Source organism: Bacteroidota bacterium, from assembly GCA_016718825.1.
Taxonomy (GTDB): Bacteria; Bacteroidota; Bacteroidia; order J057; family JADKCL01; genus JADKCL01.
Genome location: JADKCL010000003.1, coordinates 254,282 through 275,806 on the forward strand (window position 1 = coordinate 254,282; position 21,525 = coordinate 275,806).

At 52.2% G+C, this 21,525-nt stretch carries 13 protein-coding genes; 1 reads left to right on the forward strand and 12 read right to left on the reverse strand.

The window, feature by feature from the left end:
• Window positions 1-9: 9 nt before the first annotated feature.
• The 4 genes from IPN95_04795 to IPN95_04810 form a co-directional block, all read right to left on the reverse strand.
• Window positions 10-2,409, reverse strand: a complete 2,400-nt coding sequence (locus tag IPN95_04795; GenBank protein MBK9448725.1) for a PKD domain-containing protein — start codon at window positions 2,407-2,409, stop codon at window positions 10-12.
• 144 nt (window positions 2,410-2,553) lie between these two features.
• Entirely contained in the window at window positions 2,554-3,168 is a 615-nt protein-coding gene (locus IPN95_04800) for a hypothetical protein (protein ID MBK9448726.1), read from the reverse strand.
• 191 nt (window positions 3,169-3,359) lie between these two features.
• Window positions 3,360-4,220, reverse strand: coding sequence for a DUF2314 domain-containing protein (locus IPN95_04805; protein ID MBK9448727.1), 861 nt, complete (start codon window positions 4,218-4,220; stop codon window positions 3,360-3,362).
• A complete protein-coding gene (locus tag IPN95_04810) occupies window positions 4,217-6,385 on the reverse strand; it encodes a S46 family peptidase (GenBank protein ID MBK9448728.1) in 2,169 nt (722 codons plus the stop codon). The genes IPN95_04805 and IPN95_04810 overlap by 4 nt, the downstream gene beginning before the upstream one ends.
• 421 nt (window positions 6,386-6,806) lie before the next feature.
• On the opposite strand from IPN95_04810, the gene IPN95_04815 reads away from it, so the two are divergent.
• Window positions 6,807-6,986: a hypothetical protein gene (locus IPN95_04815; GenBank protein ID MBK9448729.1), complete on the forward strand. Its 180-nt coding sequence runs from the start codon at window positions 6,807-6,809 to the stop codon at window positions 6,984-6,986.
• Window positions 6,987-7,142: 156 nt separating this feature from the next.
• Here IPN95_04815 and IPN95_04820 read toward each other — a convergent pair whose 3' ends face one another.
• The 8 genes from IPN95_04820 to IPN95_04855 all read right to left on the reverse strand — a co-directional run bounded on the left by IPN95_04820 (window position 7,143) and on the right by IPN95_04855 (window position 21,482).
• Window positions 7,143-8,639 (reverse strand): PcfJ domain-containing protein, encoded by a 1,497-nt coding sequence (locus tag IPN95_04820; protein MBK9448730.1) that lies wholly within the window; start codon window positions 8,637-8,639, stop codon window positions 7,143-7,145.
• 299 nt (window positions 8,640-8,938) lie between these two features.
• Window positions 8,939-10,072, reverse strand: coding sequence for a VWA domain-containing protein (locus IPN95_04825; GenBank protein MBK9448731.1), 1,134 nt, complete (start codon window positions 10,070-10,072; stop codon window positions 8,939-8,941).
• Complete coding sequence (locus IPN95_04830) at window positions 10,069-12,396, reverse strand: hypothetical protein (protein MBK9448732.1); 2,328 nt, start codon at window positions 12,394-12,396, stop codon at window positions 10,069-10,071. The genes IPN95_04825 and IPN95_04830 overlap by 4 nt, the downstream gene beginning before the upstream one ends.
• A 5-nt stretch (window positions 12,397-12,401) precedes the next feature.
• Window positions 12,402-13,484 carry an AAA family ATPase gene (locus IPN95_04835; protein MBK9448733.1) on the reverse strand — a complete coding sequence of 361 codons (1,083 nt, stop codon included), beginning with the start codon at window positions 13,482-13,484 and terminating at the stop codon, window positions 12,402-12,404.
• Between the two features lie 12 nt (window positions 13,485-13,496).
• The gene (locus tag IPN95_04840; protein ID MBK9448734.1) at window positions 13,497-14,969 is read right to left on the reverse strand and encodes a hypothetical protein; all 1,473 of its coding nucleotides are present in this window, start codon (window positions 14,967-14,969) and stop codon (window positions 13,497-13,499) included.
• Window positions 14,966-16,276 (reverse strand): SWIM zinc finger family protein, encoded by a 1,311-nt coding sequence (locus IPN95_04845; protein MBK9448735.1) that lies wholly within the window; start codon window positions 16,274-16,276, stop codon window positions 14,966-14,968. The genes IPN95_04840 and IPN95_04845 overlap by 4 nt, the downstream gene beginning before the upstream one ends.
• Before the next feature lie 184 nt (window positions 16,277-16,460).
• Entirely contained in the window at window positions 16,461-19,259 is a 2,799-nt protein-coding gene (locus IPN95_04850) for a T9SS type A sorting domain-containing protein (GenBank protein MBK9448736.1), read from the reverse strand.
• A gap of 168 nt (window positions 19,260-19,427) precedes the next feature.
• A complete protein-coding gene (locus IPN95_04855; GenBank protein MBK9448737.1) occupies window positions 19,428-21,482 on the reverse strand; it encodes a M13 family metallopeptidase in 2,055 nt (684 codons plus the stop codon).
• Between the last annotated feature and the right edge of the window lie 43 nt (window positions 21,483-21,525).

Sequence of the window (21,525 nt, forward strand, 5' to 3'; positions counted from 1 at the left end):
CCTTCCCTCCTACCTTTCCACCGCAAAATTCACCGATCCGATCCCTGATTCTGTCCGGAGCACAATCCGGTACATTCCAGTGGCGAGCTGGGAAACGTTCAGTTGGATGCCCAATCGACCGCCCTGCACGTCGACCGATTCTTGCTCCAAGATGCGCCCCAACAGGTCGACAATTTGAATTTCGCCGCGATCACTGAGCAGGCCGGAGGCGCTCAGTTGAATCATCTCGGATGCGGGATTGGGACCCACTTCAAAGTGCAAGTGCAAAGCCTCGCCGATGGCACTCGCCACATCAATAAAAATCGAAGCTGAAACGGCACTGCAACCATTTGCATCCGTGATGGAAACAGCATAGTTGCCCGAGGTCAATGCGGTAAAGCTTTGACTAGTTGCACCTGAAATCGGGCTTCCATTCAACAGCCATTGAAAAGTAACGCCGTTCGTGGCGGTCAACAGCGGCCCGATGGCATTGATGGAAACGGTCGGCGCAGGGAAAACAGTCACCAAAACCGTATCCGCGACGCTGCAATTGGCATTCTGACCGGTCAAGACATAACTCGTGGTCGATGTCGGGAACGCCAATGGACTTGCAATTGTGGTATCGCTGAGGCCGGCAGCGATGCTCCAAGCGTAGCCGCCGTTGCTTTGGCCCTGCAATTGCGTGGTGTCGCCTTCGCAGATGCTCACATCGGGGCCCGCCGAAACCACGGGTGCCGTCGTGACGGTGATGTAGCCAGTCAATGTCCGTGTATCAGATCCGCTGCCATTGGTCGCCACAAGCGTCACATCATAGGTTCCTGGCGCACTGTAGCAGATGTACTGCGGATTTTGAAGGTTGCTCGTCGAAGGTGTGCCTCCTGGGAATGTCCACGACCATGAGGTAGGCTGCCCTGTGCTGAAATCCAGAAAACTTGTGCAGCCGCTGCCACAGAAATCTGTGGTGATGGCCATAAAATTCGCGAGAGGGACCGTACTGTTCGTGATGAAAAAGCAGGGGCTGTTGGCGGATGAATTGTTGTTGATGCTATTGGTCGCAATCGCTGTCAAACTCCCCGAAAGTGCGCCGCTGTAGGACCAATTTCCCGTTCCATTGGCTTGTATGGTGGCCACAAAACTGCGTGGTTCGCAGTTTTGGCATTGGTCGTCGATGTAAAGATCGACCCAGTCATTGGCGGCTGCGGTGCCGTTGGCGCCCGCTGCATTGGCCGCGAGAATCACCGGAGAAGCATAGCCATTGTTGCCATCGGGCTGCATGTAATTCCCGTCCTCCAAAGAAATGCCATCATAGCCGTTGCAATAAATCACGTTGCCGCGAATCGGATTGTGATTGGCATTCGTTCCCCAGACATTGACACCGTAGTAGCCGCTATTGGCGATCACGTTGCCCTCGCCGGCATTGAGTCCGCCGATCGTGTTTCCGCTACTGGGGCATCCGTAATTCGAATAATGCACGCCAACCTGGACACCCGAATATTGATTGCCGAGGGCCGTTCCACCGGACATGTCTGTTCCGATTTTGTTGCCTTTGACCACGTTGTTGTTGCTGCATTCGATCAGAATTCCACTGTAGAGATTCGCCGAAATCACATTGCTCCCTCCCGCTGTTGCGCTGCCGATCGTGTTACCGTTGGCACCGTTCGTGAGGAAAATGCCTTCATATTCATTCGGAATCGCCGCCGTCCCGGTTGCATTCACGCCAATCATGTTGCCCAGAATGCTGCAATTGGTGGAGGCCTCGATTTGGATGCCTTGGTAGCGATTTCCCGAAATGACATTACCTTCCCCCGCCAATACGCCGCCGATCACGGTCCCGTTGCAGCCCGCATTCAGCACAAGTCCTTCGTATTCATTGGCTTTGGCGACCAAACCGGCGTCATCGGTTCCGATAAAATTCCCTTTGAGTGTGCCGTTTGCTGCGCCGTTCACTTCAATTCCGCGGTAATAATTTTCGCTGATGGTATTGCCTGCTCCCACGCCGCCGAGCACATAGCCACTCGCGCCGGCATTGATCACGAGGCCATTGTAGGGAAATTTCTGAATTCGAACGCCTTTCAAAGTAAAATTTGCCCCGTTGACTTCGATGCCGTCTCCGTTCTGGAACTGCGAACCGTCAATGATAATCTTGCGCCCGTTACCGGTGTAGCCATTGGCAGGCTGCGTGGTGCCGTCAATGGTCGTGCCGGCATCGTTGAGCACAGGAAGCGAACTGAAGCAATAAATGGTATGTGGAGCTTGTCCGGGAATGTTGAACACAACATTGTCTGCGCCCGGGGTGAGATTGCAGAAGGTCATGGCCTCCCGCAGGGAACCTGCGCCAGCGTCACTCACCGTAGTAACTGTGAAGGTCGTTGCACCGGAGAAATGGAACAGGCAAAACGCAAGCAGTAGAAATGTAATTGCTCTTTTCATGTGTGAATCCTTTAGGGTGAAGATAGTCAAATGCCTCCGAAATAGTACTGATTTACAGCAGCATTATTTCATTCCCTCGAATTTCGAATGACGAAGCTGGAAAGCAGTTTTTCGGCTGAGGCAGAATGGAATCGGCTTGGCCGGCTATTTTGCCCGCGTCTCGGAAAATTGTTTGTAGGTTCCGGAAGGGATCACCGCCATCAATCCGTTGACGCTGTCGACCAGGGAATTGCCTTCGCGCGTAGCCACGGTGTATTCGTAGGTGTCTTCATTGGTGAATTTGCCTCGGCGAATGGTGACGGCCTTGCCATCGGTCATGCGGCAGGCAATTTCGAAGCTTCCCAGGCTCTCAAATTTGGGATTGAGCGTATGGAAATGCATCATGGTGCCATTGTCATTGGTCATCGTCGTGAGCATTTCCCAATTGCCATCGACATTTTTCCAGATCGCCCAGGCACCAAAAAACTGCATCCGGATCTCGGTTTTCACCTTCGCATCCACCTGAACCTCAACCCGCTGAAAATGATACAATTGCGGATCGATTTTATTTGCAAAATCAGTCCCGATGAAATAGTCCTTTGGTTTCGCGCGGTACCGAGATTTGGCGAGGAAGTCCTTTTCGCTCAAGGTTTCGAGTTCCATTTCCACAGGTTCCTGCCCTTTGGCGACGGGCTCCGGCCGTTCCGGAAGCTGATTTCCTTCGACCTTTTGCCGCGTAGAATTGACCTCTTCAGCAGGCGCAGAAGCCTCTTGCCCCACGCATCCAATGTCTTTTTGGGGAACATCAGTAACTCAATGGCAATAAATATAAAGGCCTCATTTTGAATCTCCTTTTGCTTGAGCACAAAAAACAACATATTGAGTGGAGCGTTGATAGTTAAAAGACAACTCTCAACTCTCCTCTCTCAACTCTCCACAGTCGCAACAAAGATTGACTATCCCCCCATGGATCATTCGTCTTCATCCCCATTGATCGGCGGCCCAACTCTCCATTCGTTGCCGTGACGGGTCACGAGCAGGCGGTCGAGGGTGAGTTTACCGTCGGGATGATAGCAGATTTCGGACACCAAGACAGTGTCGGGATCCAGAAATTCCCTTTCCGGAAATGCCCTCAGAATCCCGTCAAAATTCGGCATCGCGCCTCCCCGGAAATGGGCTTCGAAGGACAATCGCAGCGTTTCTGCCGTTGATTCGACCAACTCATCGACCTGCTCCTCGAAATTGGGCAGGCGTTCCAAGAGCATTCTCGCCTCGGTTTCAAAGTCCTTGCAAGCCAATGCAGCTTCCAAATCGCCATTCGAATAGGCATCTTCCAAGCACAGAATCGCCCCTTCCGGTGTCGTCATGTCGTGTTCAAAATGGTCCACGCCGTAGTCAAAGGTCACCCCGAATCCCTTGTCAAATTCCTGCCGTTCCTCGGGACTCAGGCTCTCGCGGTAAACCCGGATTGTATATCCGCCGATCAAACGTCCATCTTCCACGATCAGCCAGTCTGAAATCGCATCCACGGGAATGCCGATTCGCGTGCCTGCCTTCACATTTTGCACCATTACGGGATCGCTATCGAGCGTGCCATAAAACAGACCGTCTTCGTCGAGGCTCAAGTCGCCAAGCCACATGTGCTCGACGCCATTTTCGTCTTCGATCCTGACTTTCAAGGAGAAACCGTACTGTTCCTCGGATGGATCGGCCAAACTTTCCCGGAAATAGCCGAGGGTATGGCGCGCCTTTTCCATCGCCCAGTTCATCTGCGCATCGCCCGAGGCGGCATCAAAGATGTTGTCGCTTTCTTCGCGTTTGGTGTAACTCATTCGCGTACGAGTTTCATTTCCTGGATCAGATTGGTCGCGCCCGCATATTTATCGACGATGAAAAGCACGTAGCGGATGTCGACCATGATGTTGCGGCAACGCTCGGGGTCATACATCACGTCGCTCATCGTGCTTTCCCAACTACGGTCGAAGTTCAAGCCGATCAAATTCCCGCTGCCGTCAATCGCGGGCGAACCCGAATTGCCGCCGGTCGTTTGGTTGGAGCCGGTGAAACAGACGACCAAATCGCCATTAGCATCGGCATATTGGCCAAAATCATGGGCTTTGGCGAGGTCGATCAGGCGCTGCGGAATGTCAAATTCGGGGTCGTCCTTGACATATTTGGCAAGCACGCCATCCATCGTCGTGTAAGGCTTGTAAATCGTGCCGTCGGCAGGTTCGCTGCCTTCGACCTTGCCATACGTGACGCGCAACGTGCTGTTGGCATCGGGCCAATATTTTTTGTCGTTGAACACCGTCATCAGGCCTTTGACATAGATGCGCATCAGGTCCTGCATTTTGGCATTCACTTCCTGTCCGGAGGCCAAGGCTTTGGCCGTCCAAGCAGCAGAGACGCTTTTCTGCAACTGATAAATCGGATCGTTTTGGATCACTTTCGGACCCTTTTTCCCGAATTTGTCCAAGAATGCATTCAAACGCGCCTCGTCGGTGAAGACGGATTTGGCGAAGGTTTCGGAGGCATAACGGTCCCAATCCTTGCCGTATTTGGCGGTCAAACTTGCGTGGATGTCGGGTCGCAAGGTCGGATCCAAACCGTCGATGTACATGGGATACAATGCAGCCAAAATGCGGCGGTCGGCATCCGGATCGTAGTTTTTGTAGAATCCCGTGGTGCTTTCCTTCAGCTTTTTAATTTCGTCGGCCAATTTTCCATCGGCGACGAGCTTGTCATAGTTGTCGGCGAGACCCGCAAATGCCGCGGAAAACCGCAGTGCCTCGGGGCCCATGTGGTAAAATTCGATGTACAAGGAACGGGCCATGAGGAAAGGCTTTGCCTTGAGGATCAAGGCATTCAGATCGGTGACAACAGCGCCATATTGACTTGCAAGCTTGGGATCGCGGGCAACGGCGGTGTTGAATTGACTTTCAAGGGCCTGCTTCTTTTCGACGGCATGCAGGCGCTCCAAACCTTTGGTTTCGCCGATCCATTTTTTCCAGGCATTGGCGATACGGGCTTGTTTGGCGGCGTAGGCGATGCGCAAACGCGTGCTTTTGGTCATGGTTTCGTCGATGATCTCGAGGCTTTTGTCACGCATGGCAATCGCCCGCGGATTCATTTCCTGAGCAATGAACTTGACCATTTCGCTGTGCAAATACTGCTGTGTCTGCCCAGGGAAACCATAGACCATGGTGAAGTCACCCGGTTTTGTGCCCTTGAGCGATACCGGCAAGGAATGACCGGGAGTATAGGGTTTGTTGTCTGCCGAATACGCCGCGGGCTCATTGTTGGCATCGGCGTAGATGCGAAACATGGAGAAGTCGCCGGTGTGGCGTGGCCACATCCAGTTGTCGGTATCGCCGCCAAATTTGCCGACGCCTCCGGGAGGCGCACCCACGAGGCGCACGTCCGTGAACGTCTTCGTGACGATCATGTAAAACTCATTCCCGTAGAAAAATGGCTTGATTTCAGCCTGATGTTTGGGTTCGGCAGCCTCCGTTGCGGCTTCGATCGCTTGAATGTTGGCACCGATCCGTGCAGCGCGCGCTGCGACATCCAGCCCATCAGTTCCGTCCAGAATCTTGGCGGTCACATCCTCGATGCGCACGATAAATGTGGCGGTCAGTCCGGGATTGGCCAATTCTTGGTCCTTGGATTTGGCCCAGAAGCCATCCTTGAGGTAATCGTGCTCCACTGAACTATGGCTCTGAATCTGCGAAAATCCGCAGTGGTGGTTGGTGAGGATGAGCCCTTGCGTCGAAATCACCTCTGCGGTACAACCGCCGCCAAAGAGCACGATGGCATCCTTGAGGCTGGATTTGTTGACCGAATAAATGTCTTCGGCGGTGAGCTTCAGGCCCATGGCTTGCATGTCCTTCTCATTGAGGGACTTGAGCAACGCGGGAATCCACATGCCCTCCGCTGCGCGCAGTGTGAGGGTGAGGGTGAGCGTGAGGATCAGTGTGATCAGTATTTTCTTCAGCATTCTTCTTGCTTTAAACGATTTGGCGGTGAAGATAAGCTGTTTGGGCTTCGAGTGCAAAATCAGTGTGAGCGGGAGAGTGAGAGCGAGAAGGAATTTCGGCGAATTTGGAGGGTTGGCAGGTCGGAACCGCTGATTTGGGTGGAGATTGGCAATTTTTGTACCCTGCGAAGTCGCCATTGGGAGGGGAAATTCACACAGTACTACTCAGAGGCGGTGGATGGCCACCAAGGCACCAAGACACCAAGCGGACAGGCTGGACTTCGTGCCTTGGTGCCTTCGTGGCCAAATAAAGAAATGAAATTCTTTGCTGTCTGAAATGAAAAATGGAGGGCTCGAACTTCCATGACTTTCCTCATTGTGGATGAATTTTTCCTTTTCTTATTTGGAACGATTCTAAATAAGCACGATATTTGCATTCGAAATGGAAGGTAACATGGAAGACTTTATCAGCGTTGACAATGGACTTTCGATCTTTGGACGGAGCGACGAAGAGCGCTTGCCCAAATTTGCCTGCGGCCTCGTCGGCTGCTGCGAAGGCAAGAAAAAGTGCTGCAAAAAATACAAGGACGGAAAACGGTGCAAATCGTGTCCGAAGCGGTGAGGGTGAATGGAGAATTGAGAATTGAGAATTGAGAATTGAGAATCGAAGATCGGCGAAGCCAAACCCGAAGGGTTCAGCGAAGCTAATTGAGAACTGCTAAGTTCATCCCCTTAGTCAGTCAACCCAAAGCTGATCTTGCTTTTATGCGATTGCGCTTTACCTGATTGACCTTAGAAATTGTAACCAAACCTCGATGATGGCTTGCTCCTGCCGCGTTGTTTGCCTATTGCATTTTCCTTTTGCTTGACGGATTTCTTTGGAGTGGGTGGCCAATTCGATGGTGACCTTGCGCTCGTCCTGGCATTTCAAGGAAAAAATGGCGGTGTTTCCATTTACACAAGCGTGCGCATAGCCCGCCACGCAATGGCGCATTGCCTGGCCTTCCTCCAAAAGTTGCGTTCCGTTGCAAAGTTCCGTGATGGTCCATTGATGGCCAGCCTCATCCTCCCCGGTCCAGTCCCAGCCTTTCTGTTTCCAGCGCAGTTTGACGGCGGGTCGATACCGACTTGCTTCATATTCCCTGCTTGCATCCAAAACCCTCGCTGGGCTTCGGCCATGCCATTCGAATTGAATTTCACCCGAACGTTCCACTTCAGTGACGAGATGAATGGCCCAATCCACCACCAATTCGAAGTCAGCTGCAGAATATGACTTACAATGCTGATCCAACCAAAGTAGCGTTTGCCTCGAATATTCAACTGCTTTTCGTTTTGGCGGCGGCACGACTGGATTCAACAAAAATGCATTCCAATTGTGAACGGTCCCGAAGCTGAGGTTGCTGATTCCGAGACGTGACATTTCTGCCCAAGTACAAGCCGCGTCAAACGACAGATAGCCTGGCGCCATCATCAGGTAATGCGCGAATTTGCGCGGAATTTCCCAGCCCAGAATTTGCGAAGCAGATTGAATGCTAGCACCTTGCGCAGCGAGGAAAAACCACTGCAACCAAGCCGCTTGCGGTTCCACATTCTTCTGATTCCAACAGGTATAAAAAACCGGCGGGACTGGATAAATCACAAATAGATGGTCGATCAAAGATCGCTGACGGCTCGCGACGTCGGTCATGGGATCGGTCCATGTTTGCGCATCCCTCACCCAAAAGGGTTGCAGCAACAAAACATTCATCAAGAATCTCGGATTTTCAATGAATGCGCCTTCACTCAAGTTTCGAAATGTGGCCAAATTCGTTTGATCCTTCAAAAATTCCCGAAGGGACTCGGGAAGCACATGGGCGGTTTGGTAGTTGACGTCAAAAAACGTGGCAAATTTCAGGAGCTCCAGTGCCAATTCTTCGGATGGGATCCGGTCCTTGCGAAGCTGTGGCGTTGTTGATCCCCCATGATTTTTTACTGCCCCCAAACGATCCCAAACCGTTGCTGGAATCAAGGATTGAAGGTTGTCGGAGTTTTCTCGCCAGATGCAATTCCTGATTTCCTGCTTTATCAAATCGGGCTTGTAGGCAAAGTCATAATGATCTTCTCCATCATAGCAGACTCGGCAGCAGCAATCTATACCGTGATGAGCTTCTGCTTCCGTATCGAGATCTTCTGCAAGCGGCGCTTGCGATAACCTACGGTAGCGCTGACTGAATTCGTGTTTTGGAAGCGGTTTGTGCCAATTGGGCACACGTTGACCGCGAATGGACTGTTTCATGAAGTGGCTTGTTTTGCATTGATAAAAAGTTTGCCTGTTTAAATTGATGCAAAACTACAAAGCCAAGATATTCCAAGAACGCATTTGCTCCCCAACGGTCATGTTTTGAAACTCAATCGCCGGAAAAGCAGCCCAAAACGGATAAAACCTTTCGCCAAGGAAAAAAGAAAAATCCGTCCTCATCAAAAATGATTCACCCTCACCCGCAAACTGCAAGCAATTCATTTCTAATTCCTCATTTGCTGACGCGATTGCTTCGCAATTCTAATTGCTAACTGCTACTTGCTAACTATTCACTGCTACCCAACCTTAATATCCTGATCTCCCGCCCATTGCTGAATATCCTGTTTGCTCAAAGCCGCTGCCATGAGGTCGGGAAACAAATTGGGCGTGCAGGCAAAAACGGGAATTCCGAGGGAAGCGAAATACTCCGCATTTCCGTGGTCGTAACTCGGGGCGCCATCGTCGTTGAGCGCGAGCAAAGTGATGAATTGCACACCAGCCGCCGTGAGTTCATGGGCGCGTTTGCGCATCTCGGCTACGTTGCCACCTTCGTAAAGGTCTGTGATGAGCACCAACACCGTGTCCAACGGTCGCGAAATGATCTGTTGACAGTACGTCAGCGCACGATTAATGTCTGTGCCTCCGCCGAGTTGCACGCCAAACAGCAGATCCACAGGATCTTGCAAATCTTCCGTGAGGTCGGCCACTTCCGTATCAAAGACGACCATTTTGGTTTGCACCGCCGGAATCGAAGCCATTACCGCTCCAAAAATCCCTGAATACACGACAGAACTGCCCATGGATCCGCTTTGGTCGAGGCAGAGTACAATGTCCTTCATTGCCTTGCGCTTGCGACCGTAGCCGATGCGGGTTTCCGGGATAATCGTTTTGTATTCAGCCTGATAATGCTTGAGATTCTTGCGAATCGTCTCGTTCCAATTGATTTCGTTGTGCCGCGGTCTGCGATTTCGTGCACTTCGGTTGAGACTACCTGCGATGGCTTGCTGCAAGGGCGAACTCAACTTTTGCAGCAATTCGTCCACCACCTTTTTGACAACCAAACGCGCAGTCGCCTTGGTCTTTTCGGGAATGGCACGTCCCAAAGTCATCAAATTGGCGACGAGATGCACATCCGGCACGACCGTTTCCAGCATTTCCGGTTCCGTGAGCATGCTCGTGAGGTTGAGGCGTTTGAGCGCATCTTGCTGCATGACCTTGACGACGGTATTGGGGAAATATTCGCGAATGTCACCCAGCCATCGGGAAACATTGGGCGAACTCGGCCCGAGCCCAGCCTTGCGACTCGTATTGTAAAGCGCTTCCAATGTCTTGTCAATGCCGGTTTCCTGTATAGAAAGCGTCATCGAAAGCTCCTCCTTGGCTTCGCTGCCCAAGATCAACCGCCAACGTTTTTCAAGTTCTTCGTTCATTGCATTTCCATTTCAACATCCAAAACCTGTTGGCTTTGCAACCCCATCAACTTTTCCAAAATCGGCAAGACCGCTGCTCCCCGCTCCGCATTGAAGCCGGCAATTACACGTGGACCTTTGGTTCCGACTTCCCCATGTTTGACCTTTTCGGCGATTTTGCGCTTTTCGGCAGATTGAAAAATGGCGAATGTGCGCCGCAGCAGCGGAACAACCTCTTGAAAAACCTCGGCAGAAAGCCCGGCGACCCAGTCGTTGGTGATTTGCCAGATCGTTTCGTCCAAGATCAGCACGGTCGCGGCATCTTTCAAAAATCCTTCGAGCCATGCGGCTGAAAATGCGGGTTCATTTCCCGTCGAAAGCGCGCGGCTGAATTCCAAAGCAGTAGCCTCGGGATCAAGGCTTTGCGCATCATACAAAATCTTGCAGCAAGTTCCTTGAACCATCGGAGCCGCCAGATGAATCGCCATCGTTTTGATGAGCGTGGCGATCCAGGCTTCACGTAATTCGGCGTCGTCGAGCAGTTGCACCGCATCGTTGACCTCCCGAATCTTGGTGGCCATTTCGGTGGCTTGATCCTCATCAATTCCCGTGCAACTGATCGGTAGCGAAGCGATCATGCGATAGAAAATCGAATCCAGAATCACCGCAATGGTCTCACTGTCAGTTCCGCGCACATTCCCATATTTGCGCAGTTGCACGAGCGGAATGAAGGCTGCCATCAGCGTGGCATTGTCGGATGTGCTTGCCGCAAGTTCGTCCATCCGGCGCATCACCGCTTGGATCCCGGAATGCAATTCGGCGGGAATGGCTCTTTGGGCCAACTGGGTAATGGCATCCAAGCGGGTAATTTCTGCTGCCAAATGTGCGATATAATGGTTGCAAGCCATTTCTACGGTATTTCCCCAAGGCGCTTTTTCCAGCAATTCAATCGTGAGCTCCGGTTTCCAAAGGAGCACCCATTCCTCCTTGAAGGTCCCTTTTCCACGTACATATTGCGTCCTTCCCCACTTGATGTCCAACACGAGCAGCCGATGCAACAGAATACTTTTCTGCAATCCGGATTCCTCACGTAGATCGAGGCTCAAGGGTCTCGCCTCGTTGGAGACTTTGAGTCGCAATTGCCGGATTTGTTGATCGAGGTCGCGCTGCAGCGGAATTTGCGGCGTTCCTTCGGGGATTTCGCCCAAGACGTTTCCTACGATCAGTTCCCGCCAAACCAATTGCATGGGCACATGGTCTCCCATGCACATCACCGTTTGGGTGGCTTCGTTGAGCTCTTTCAGGCCCGCTCGCGGAAGTGCGCGCAACCCTGCCAATGCGTTTGCAAGGCGCACAGCCTCAATGATATGCGCAGAAGAAATATCGATTTTGTTCTTGCGAAAAACGCGCGCCGCATGCGTTAACCAAAGGGTTCCGTCATCCTCAGGATGGTTCCAGCAATGTTGGTACCATCCCGGCGAATTGACACCGGCGCCATAACCGCTTTCGAAGGAAAGTCGGTCGCTTGTCCATGGAATCCAAGTGGCTTCCACCTTGATTTTGGGAAGGCCTTTGAGCAGCGCATCGTCGTCTTTTTGCTTGGGCGTTGCCAACAATGCAGGTATGTGCCAAGCCCCGCAAACCACGGCAATATCGGCGTACATTTCACGTTCCGCCAATTTGATCGCCCGCCGCATAAAGGCTTCGCGCCTTTGTTCCATCATGCGCTCCGGCCCCGGATATTGCTCCCGCAAGGCCACCATTGCCTCTCGAATCGCCTCAAAGACCTCCGTGGAATGCATTCCAGTTTCAAAATAGTGCTCCCACCATTCCTCCTCGTCCGCATAACCCGCTACATCCGCAAGGTAGGCAAGGGGATTTCTGGGAATCTCAAATTCCGGGAATTCATCCTCCTCCGATTCCTGGGCATCCAATTCTGAATTAGGTGCGCTGAACCCATCGGGTTTCTCCAATGCCTGCTCTTCCTCCAGAATTGCAGCATCAGCGACAACGGGAATGGGCGCCGTCTCTGCCAATTGGTGGACCAAGGGCATGTCGATGAACCGCACGGGAATTTTGTTGGCAAGTCCGTAACGGATCGCCTGCCATTCGGGAGAAAACTCTGAAAACGGATAGAAAACAGCCTTTTTAGGTTCATCAGGCACGTAAGCCAGCAAAGCCACCGGCGGCTTCATGTCTTCGCGGCCCATCCATTGCAAGACCGCCTCCCCTTCCGGCGGCCCTTCCACCAGAATGATCGACGGTCGGACCGCCTTGAGCGCATCCAACAAGTGCCTTGCCGACCCCGGGCCGTGGTGACGAATTCCAAAGAGATGAATCGCCATGCTGCTCAGATAATGTCCCTGCAGGACCGGTAAATGTCCTTCCAACCGTCACGGTTCTTGAGCACGGTTTCCATGTATTCCTGGAACACGATTTTGTCTTGCACCGGATCCTTGACGATGGCGCCGATGATGCCGCTCGCAACGTCATCGGCCTTGACGGAACCATCTCCAAAATGGTAGGCCAAGGCCAATCCGTTGTTCATCACGGAAATCGCCTCGGCGGTGCTGAGCGTGCCCGAAGGTGATTTAAGCTTGGTCTTGCCATCTTCTGAAACGCCGTTGCGCAATTCGCGGAAAATGGTGACAATACGCCGAATTTCCTCCAATATGGGCTTTTCGACGGGCAAGGACATGGCCTTGGAATAGCTCGCCACACGCTGCCGCACGATTTCGACCTCCTCGTTCATTGTTGCAGGAACAGGAAGAATGACGGTATTGAACCGGCGTTTCAGGGCGCTGCTCAGTTCATTGACACCCTTGTCGCGGTTGTTGGCCGTGGCGATGACGTTGAATCCGCGTACAGCCTGAATTTGGGTGTTCAATTCGGGAATGGGCAGCATTTTTTCACTGAGAATCGTGATCAGCGTGTCTTGCACGTCTGCGCCAATGCGCGTCAATTCCTCGATGCGCACAATTTTGCCGGTTTTCATTGCCCGAAAAACGGGCGTTTCGACCAAGGCTGCTTCGGTTGGGCCTTGTGACAGCAACAGGGCATAGTTCCAGCCATAGCGCACACTTTCCTCGCTCGTGCCTGCAGTGCCCTGAATGACCAGGGAGGAATCTCCGGTGATCCCGGCCGTGATATGCTCGGAAACCCAAGATTTGGCGGTACCCGGCAAACCGTAGAGCAACAATGCGCGATCCGTGGTGAGGGTCGCAACGGCGATTTCCATCAGGCGGCGGTTGCCGATGTATTTCGCACTGACCTCAAAACCATTCGACAATTTGCCACCCATGAGATAATGGACCACGGATTGTGGCGACAGCAACCAATTCTGCGGTTTGGGGTGCTTGTCTTGCCGCTTCAGTTCTTCGAGTTCCTGTGCGTATTGCTGCTCGGCGGATTGCCTTAAAATTTGCTGTGACATGTGGTGATGTATTTAAAGTTTCAAACTTTCTCTGATTTCCAGCAGGCGAATCATTTCCTGGACCTGCGCGGAGAAATACCGTAGCGGACTTGCGACATCTGCCCCCGCCAAGGCATACTCCTTGAGCAGAGCGTTCAGCGAGTTGGGAAGATGCAAAGCCAACCGGCGGTACATCGGCTGATTGATTTGGTAAGGATTCGCTGCGAGCGCCTGCACCAACAGCAAACCCAAATCCCTGGTAATCAAGCCATATTGATCATCAAACAGGTCTTCCAGAACCTGCACAAGATTGTTTTCAAGGACCTTGGAATAAAACGGACCACGTTCGGCAACAGGAATCAGGCTCAAGGTTGCATAATCTTGCTTGATTCCGCGTGTCATCAAGGCTTTGGCAACGGCGACATGCTTAAAGTGAAGGGCTGCTTCGTGAAGTCCGTTGTGGTAGGCCCAGGCGACCTCATCCTTTTGCACGATGTCCAAAAATTCATCGAGACTCAGTTGCAAATGGCGCAGCAACGCATCCGGATGGACAAAAGCAAGCACCTTTTGGAGCCAATGGTGGTGATCCTCCACGCCTTTGATTGAACTTACCTTGGAGATACCCGTGCCGAACAGCGCCTCCGAAGGTTCGACGTTTTTGTCCAGGTGAAGCACCTTCTTCTTGGCGAAAAGCATCACACGTTGCTCCTTAACCGAGAGTGCTCTGGAAATGTGGTCCTCGTACATTCTGTTGATCGACGAACCGGGAATCAGCTTGAGCAGGTCGAGGGCCAACTCTTTGACCTTCTTGGACTTGTCGGTCGACTGCATTTCCAGAAAGGTGACGTCGGCATTGCTGAGGCCAATTTCCAGCAATTCGAGGAATTCTACGCGGTTGTTGGCATTTTCCTGGGGAAAGGCTTCCGTGAGCAAGGGAATCGCGGCACTCGGATCCTTCGCCCGCAATTCCCGCAGAAATTGCATTCTGTCATTGTGCGTGCCGGTTTCCCAATTGCTTTCGGCGATTTTAGCATCGATCAAGGGCGCCCATTGCGCATCAAGTCCGATCAGCCATTTGCCGGATTCGCCGCAGGCTTGGACGATCGGCGCTGCTTGTGCAGGCTTCTTGAGCGCTTGATTCATGAGCAGCGGCACGATCTGATTGGGCAAACGTTCGTTGCGGCGATTGCATTGAAAAATGAGATAAGGTAGCAATACTGCATCCTCCGAAGCCACTGCAGTCTTGAGCCAATCAGCGGCATTGGAAGGGAATAAGGGCAACGTTCCCACTGGACAAGCCGAGACATTGGCTTCCAACTTCAGGGGTTCGCGGCCGCAGGTTTCAAACAGGATCGCGGTGGCTGCATACCGCAAAAAACCGTCCTCCTTGTCGGATTGGGTGGTTTTGATCTTGTCGGCGATTTCCGCCAAATCGGGAATCGGCGCTGCAATGTACTTGTCAGTGCCCAGCAGAGCAGACTTGAGAATTTCGTCGGTGATGGTCATTGGATGGGATGGAATTCGTTGGCAAACCAGACGGCTTGGATGTCCAGAAGGTCCTCTTCGAAGACACCAAAGCAGGAAAATGGATTTCCCTGCGTCAGCGCGAGGATGGTCCACAAGTCCAAACCTGTATTTTTGATTTGGATGCCGTCCCCATTCGGATCGACAGAAAACCATGTTGCTCCTTGGCGCGAGAGCTGGACTTCGCTCAGAATCAGCGGAATTTTCTCCAAAAAGGGATTGCAGGCGAGACTTGCGGCCACAGATGCATGCGCGTCGGTTACGGTACCTGCCACCTGCAATGTTTGAAGCTGACGCCGAAGGGGTTCTTGCGTTTTGACCAAGGCCCGCAGCGGATAAACCGAAGGGAAAAAGACGAGCTCGGCAGGCAATAGGCTTCCCGGAACCAACAAATGCTGCGGCAATTGGCCGGCGGCATAAAAATTCAGGATCAAAGCAAACTTGCGGCTTTGGGTGCCATAGAGCCAAATTCGTTCGGTTTGAAGATTACCGTCTTCCTCTTGGGTTTTGGACAAAACTGCCCATTCGTCGTGGATTCCCTCGTTTGCAAGCACTTCCTCTTTGGGCACAGTCCACCCCACGAGGAGTTTGAGTTCGAGTTGCCAATCGGGCGGAAGGGTATCGCTTTTTTGAAAGGCATCGGTCAGCAGGTAAAGCTTGCTGATTTGGGACAAAAATTCTTTTTGCCAGCCTTCCCTAAAGTAATTGATTTTCTGAAGCTTGCGCAATTGCGCTGCCAATCCGCCGGCTTGCGCGTCCACCATGCGCGAAGTGATGTTCTGCGCGAATTGGTAGGCATTTTGCGGAACACCCATGATGCCGGTCCGTACCAAGTCCTTGAGCCATAGCCGCAATTCCTCGACGCCGGATTCGACCTTCTTTTCGCGGGCTTCCTGACGCTTTTGTTGGGCTTTTTCGTCAATCGGCTTTGCTTCCTTGGTCTCCTTGGCTTCGGTGCGCGCAGTCCTTTTGGCTAGCCATTCCTCGACGGAGGGCGACAAATTGCCTTGCTTTGTAAATGCCTCGGAATTCGAAAGGAAAAGCAACATCAAGCCGAGACCATGTTTGCAGGGAAATTTGCGGCTCGGGCAGGAGCATTTGAAAGCCATGTTTTCCAAATCGACCATGGTCTTGTAGGGTGTGCTCCCACTGCCCTGACAATCCCCCCACAAGGCGAGAGGATGCACATTCCGCGAAACCCATTTGGAGGCCGTCGCCAATTGCTGCCCTGCCTTGACCGAGGCATCGTCGGGCGCCAACTGAATGATCTGATCTCGGGTGAATTGCATCGAAAATGGTTAAGAAGTTTGAAAACAGGTCGTTACCCCCTTACGGTACAGCAACAATCAAACTTCGTGACTTTGTCGGAGCCGACAAAAATGAAGTTGTTCTAGTTTTCCACAAACACGCAGCAGGAGCGAAATCGACTTCCGCTCCTGCTGCATTTCGAAAAAAAATCCCGAATACTGAGACTTACCTCCTCACCACCAACGGCTTCGAAAACGTTCCCGTTTCGTGTTGCACCCGCACAATGTAGTTGCCAGACAGGAAATCCGTCAGGTCAAAGGCGGATTCGTGGCGGCCTTGGGTCTGGAATCCTGCGGGAATCGCAAGGATGCTGCGGCCGGTCAGGTCGTAGATGCCGATGCTGACGTTGCCGGAGCCTGGCAATTCGTAGCCGATTTTGACGGTATTCGCGGCGGGATTGGGCCAGATTTGGAGGGGATCGGTACCTGCAAACAGGTCCTCTTCCGTTTCCAAGACGAAGTCGAGATTCGGCTTAGGGAGTCTTGTGGTGGTGTAGAGGCGGTATTCGCCGGCACCCAAGGTGTATTGCATCGCCGTGTTGGTCACGTTCATGCTGTCCCCGCTCCAATATTCGTACCACCAGCCACCGTGCTGAAAATCAGCATTGAAGGTGATCGTATTCACATCAAAATTCCCGAATACCGCCACGTCCATCGAGGCATGGTTCAAATAGATGCGCTTGATGCCGCCGCCGAGGTTGTGGGAATAATTGGTCGTATTGAAAACATCCTGCGAAATTTTCAAATTCCCCAAGGCGCTCCACACTTTGTAGAGGCGCTGACGTTCAGGCACGTTCATGTATTCCCAACGCGGTGGTTTGTTGCAGACGCGGCAAGGATCATCGATGGAAATGTCATAACCCCGTTCGCCAAATTGCCAGACCATTTTCGGTCCGGGAATGGTGAAGAAAAAGTTACCCGCCAATTCCATCCGGGCCAATGCTGTACTCAGGTTGGTGATGTCATATCCGCCGCTGCTGTTTCCGAATTGCAGATTTTTGTACATCAACCGCTCTTCGTCGTGGCTTTCCATATAGCCCATGACCTTCGGCGAATTCCAGTTACGGACTTTGTAATCAATCCATTCGAAGTTGGAGGTACCCACAAAACCCATGGTTGCTTCATTGTAGTTGTAGTTGTGATTGCCCCAAAGCATGAAGCCCATGTTGTGAAGGGCGGTCTCCTCCGAATTTTCAGCGAAGTGCTCCAAAATCAGGTAGCAGGTTGGATCGGTCAAACGCAGCGAATCTTTGTAGTCGTCCCAAATGTTGATCCGGCTTTGATCGAAATTGCCCCATAGGCCAACGTTGCTGCCGCTGTTGACTTGTGTGAATCCCTTGGAAAGGTCAAAACGGAATCCATCGATCTTAAATTCCTGTAGCCAATAGCGCAGGGTGCGGGTGAAAACACGCTTGGTCCAAGCGGATTCATGGTTAAAGTCATAGCCGACATTAAAAGGATGACGGGCATCGGGATTGAGCCAAGGATTGTCTGAGCGTGGTTTAAAATTGATCGCGTCCCAATACATCTGACAGAGCGGACTTTGGCTGAAGGCATGGTTAAATGCAACGTCCAAGATCACGGCCATTCCACGCGAGTGGCATTCATCGACCAATGCTTTAAAATCCGCAGCCGGACCGTAGTACTTGTCCAAAGCCATGTGAAACGACGGATTGTAGCCCCAGCTTTCGTTGCCTTCAAACTCGTTGATCGGCATGAATTGGATGGCGTTAATCCCCATGCGCTGCAAATAATCGAGGGTATCCTTGATCGAATTGTAATCGTGCTCGGCGATGAAGTCCCTGACCAGCAATTCATAAACGATCAATTCCTGCTCTGCCGGCTTTGTGAAATTCGGCACCTGCCAGACATAGGGTGCGCCATCGGCATCCAACACGGTCACAATTCCCGTCGTTTTTCCGGTGGGATAGGTCGGCAAATTGGGATAGGTGTTGGATGAAATGTATTGATCGTTGGAGGGATCGAGGACGGTTTCGGAAAATGGATCCGCGACGCGGAGGTTGCCGTCGATGTAGTATTGATAAGTGACGACTTGGCCCGGAGCAACCGTAATGTCCTTCCAGAAGGTATTGTTGTCGGGGGTCTTCTTCATGAAATAGGCAGTGTCCGCGATGTAGTTGTTGAGGTCGGAGAGAATGTAAACGCCGGTTTTGGCGGGTGCATCCAAGACAAGGCGCATGGTCGTCGCATTTACGCGGTTGAGTCCGCGCAACGTGCCTGCGGGCAAGGCCGCTACCGTCACCGGCGGATTCACTGCGTAGTAGAAGGTATCGCTCGCAACCGTGCTGCCATCATCGGCGGAGATAATCACGCGGTGGTTGCCTACAGCGCCGGCAAACATCATGTGCGTGAGCGAAGTTCCGGTAGTCGTTGTGACCGTCGTTCCATTGTCAGTCAACGTCAAAGTCGCCGAACCCGAGGCCGATGCACTCACGTTGATGGGCGCGCCTTGGCTCGACACCAAAAAGGGCGCACTTGGAGCCAAAAAGCTCACGTTGAGCAGGTTGTTTTGATAGACGGTGTAGAAGATATCCGAACCGTCGGTATTACGTCCGACTACCGAGCCCGAAGTGTTGCGGAAAACGAATGCCATTTTCAGGATCGATTCGGGGCCAGGTACGCCATAGAAGTTGCGCAGGTGAAACTTCATGCGCCAAAGGTTTGGTCCGACGTTGGTCATGGCGACCGTCGGATCGGCGGTGCCCCAGTTTCCTTGCACGTATCGCCAAGTCGTTGGCGTCGCGCTGAGGTCCGTGACCACACCTGTATGCGCATACACAGGCGAGACGCCCGTGAGCGCACCATTCCCGAGTGTCGCATTAAAAATAATTTCCACCGAATCCGATGCAATCGGAAACACCGGCGTCACAGATACGACCTGCGACCAGCCCAGGGTTGAAAGAACAAGCAGCAATCCCAGCAACAGTGAAAATCGTTTTTTCATACAGCCCAATTTTTGGATTCCCTTAAGTGTCAAATTAACACTAAGTAAAGACGAAAGTTTTGAATTTCAAAGGCCACCCTAAAAATGGGGTCAACCCTGTCCCAAAAACCGAATGGGCGTTGACACCGATTCGGTACCAACGCCCATTGGATAAAATGCCGCATCCGATCACCAAATCACCAAACGGAGACTGTCTGGACGGTACATCTTGTCGCCTTCTTTGACGCCGAAGGCTTCGTAGAACTCCGGAACATTGCTCACCGGCCCAATCACGCGGTATTTCGCTGGTGAATGCACATCGCTTCTCACTCGCAAGGCAATCGCCTCCGGACGCATATTGGTCATCCAAGCCAAGGCATGTCCTAGAAAATACCGCTGTGTAGGCGTATAGCCACCGATCATCTTGTTTTCCTTGAATTGAGCCGTACGCTTGAAAGCTTCGTAGCCCATCACGATACCGCCCAAGTCGGCAATGTTCTCGCCTTGCGTTTGGTCGCCATTGATGTGCAAGGTATCCACCGGCACATATTGGTTGAATTGTTCGACGATCTTTTTGGTTTTAGCCTCGAATCGCTTGTAGTCTTCTGCCGTCCACCAGTTGGTCAAATTGCCGTTTCCGTCGTACTTACTGCCCTGATCGTCAAATCCATGGGTGATCTCGTGGCCGAATGTCGAACCACCGATAATGGCGTAGAGGATGGCATCGTCTGCCATTCTGCCCTCATAACCCGGCACCATGATATTGCTTCCCGGTACGACAATTTCGTTGTTGCTCGGGTTGTAATAGGCGTTGTAAGTCTGTGGAGTCATCTCCCATTCGTTGCGATCGACGGGTTTGCCATACTTTGCAATGTTGTAGTCGTGGTGCCAACGGTTGGAATTCATCATGTTTTGCGCATAAGAATTCGCGACGACCTCCAACTTGCTCATGTCTTTCCATTTGTCAGGATAGCCCACTTTCATCACGATTTGATCCAGCTTTTTCAGTGCCTTTTCCTTCGTTTCGGCCTCCATCCAATCGAGGTTTTTGATGCGTTCGGCATAGACATCTTTGATGGCAGCACCGATTTCAGTGAGCTTTTCCTTGGTTCCCTTGGGCAAATATTCCGCGACATACACTTGGCCGATCAGCTCCCCGAGTTGGTCGTTGGTATTTTCCACGACGCGTTTCCAACGGGGTTGTGGCTCCTTGATGCCACTGAGAACCGTGCCAAAAAATCCGAATGCATCCAAGTACGTTTTGTCGTCGAGGTAACTCGTGTAGCTGGAAATCAACTGAAGTTTGAAGTAGTTTTTCCAGTCGTCGAGGCTGTAAGTCCCCAACATGCCGTTCAAAGCGGTCAGGAATTCGGGTTGCCCCACGATGACGGTATCGACCGCTGCCAGCCCGAGTGCGCCGGTCATGGCCTGCCAATCCCATTTGGGCATGGTGCTTTTCAGCTTGGCAAAGGCCCATTTGTTGTAATTTTTGTAAGGGTCGCGCGTGTCTTCGATTTTGCGAGAGGCCTTGGCCAATGCCGTTTCGAGTGCCATGTTGCGCGTTGCAGCTTCGGTGGCCTTGGCAGCGTCATAGCCGAGAATGGCGTACATCTTCGTGGAATAATCCACAAACGCCTGCCGCGTACTGTCCAATTCAGGATCGAAATAATAATCCCGGTCGGGCAAGCTGAGACCACCTTGGTGGATGAGCAGGGCATATTTGCTGCTGATTTTATCGTCTTGTCCGACCCAGATGCTCAGCATTGGTCCGCAGCCCAAGCGATGCAAATTGGCCACGACCGCAGGCACGGCGGCCATGTCGGTAATCGCGTCGATGCGGTCAAATTCGGGCTTTAAAGCACCCAATCCCTGCGAATTGAGGGCAACGCTGTCCATGCCGGAAAGGTAAAAATCCCCGATTTTTTGCTTGGTGGTCCCTTTTTCAGCTTTGGCATCGGCCGATTTTTTGCAGATGTCGGAAATCTGAGCCGCCAGGGTATCCTCGATCATCAACCAAAGACCGGCCGTTGCTTCTGAGGCCTTGATCGGATTTTCAGCAAACCATTTGCCATTGGCGAATTGGAAAAAATCGTCACCCGGGCGCACGGTGCTGTCCACGTGGGCGGCAAGCGCGTCAATTTCCGGGGATACGGTTGTTGCTGTGTTGCCTTTTTCCTTGGGGGTGCAGGCTGAAAATGCAATGCTGCCCGCGATCAGGAGCAGCAAAAGATGATTTTTACGCATGGAATTTTCGAAATTCAATTGGGCCGCAAGGTAGGCATTTTGC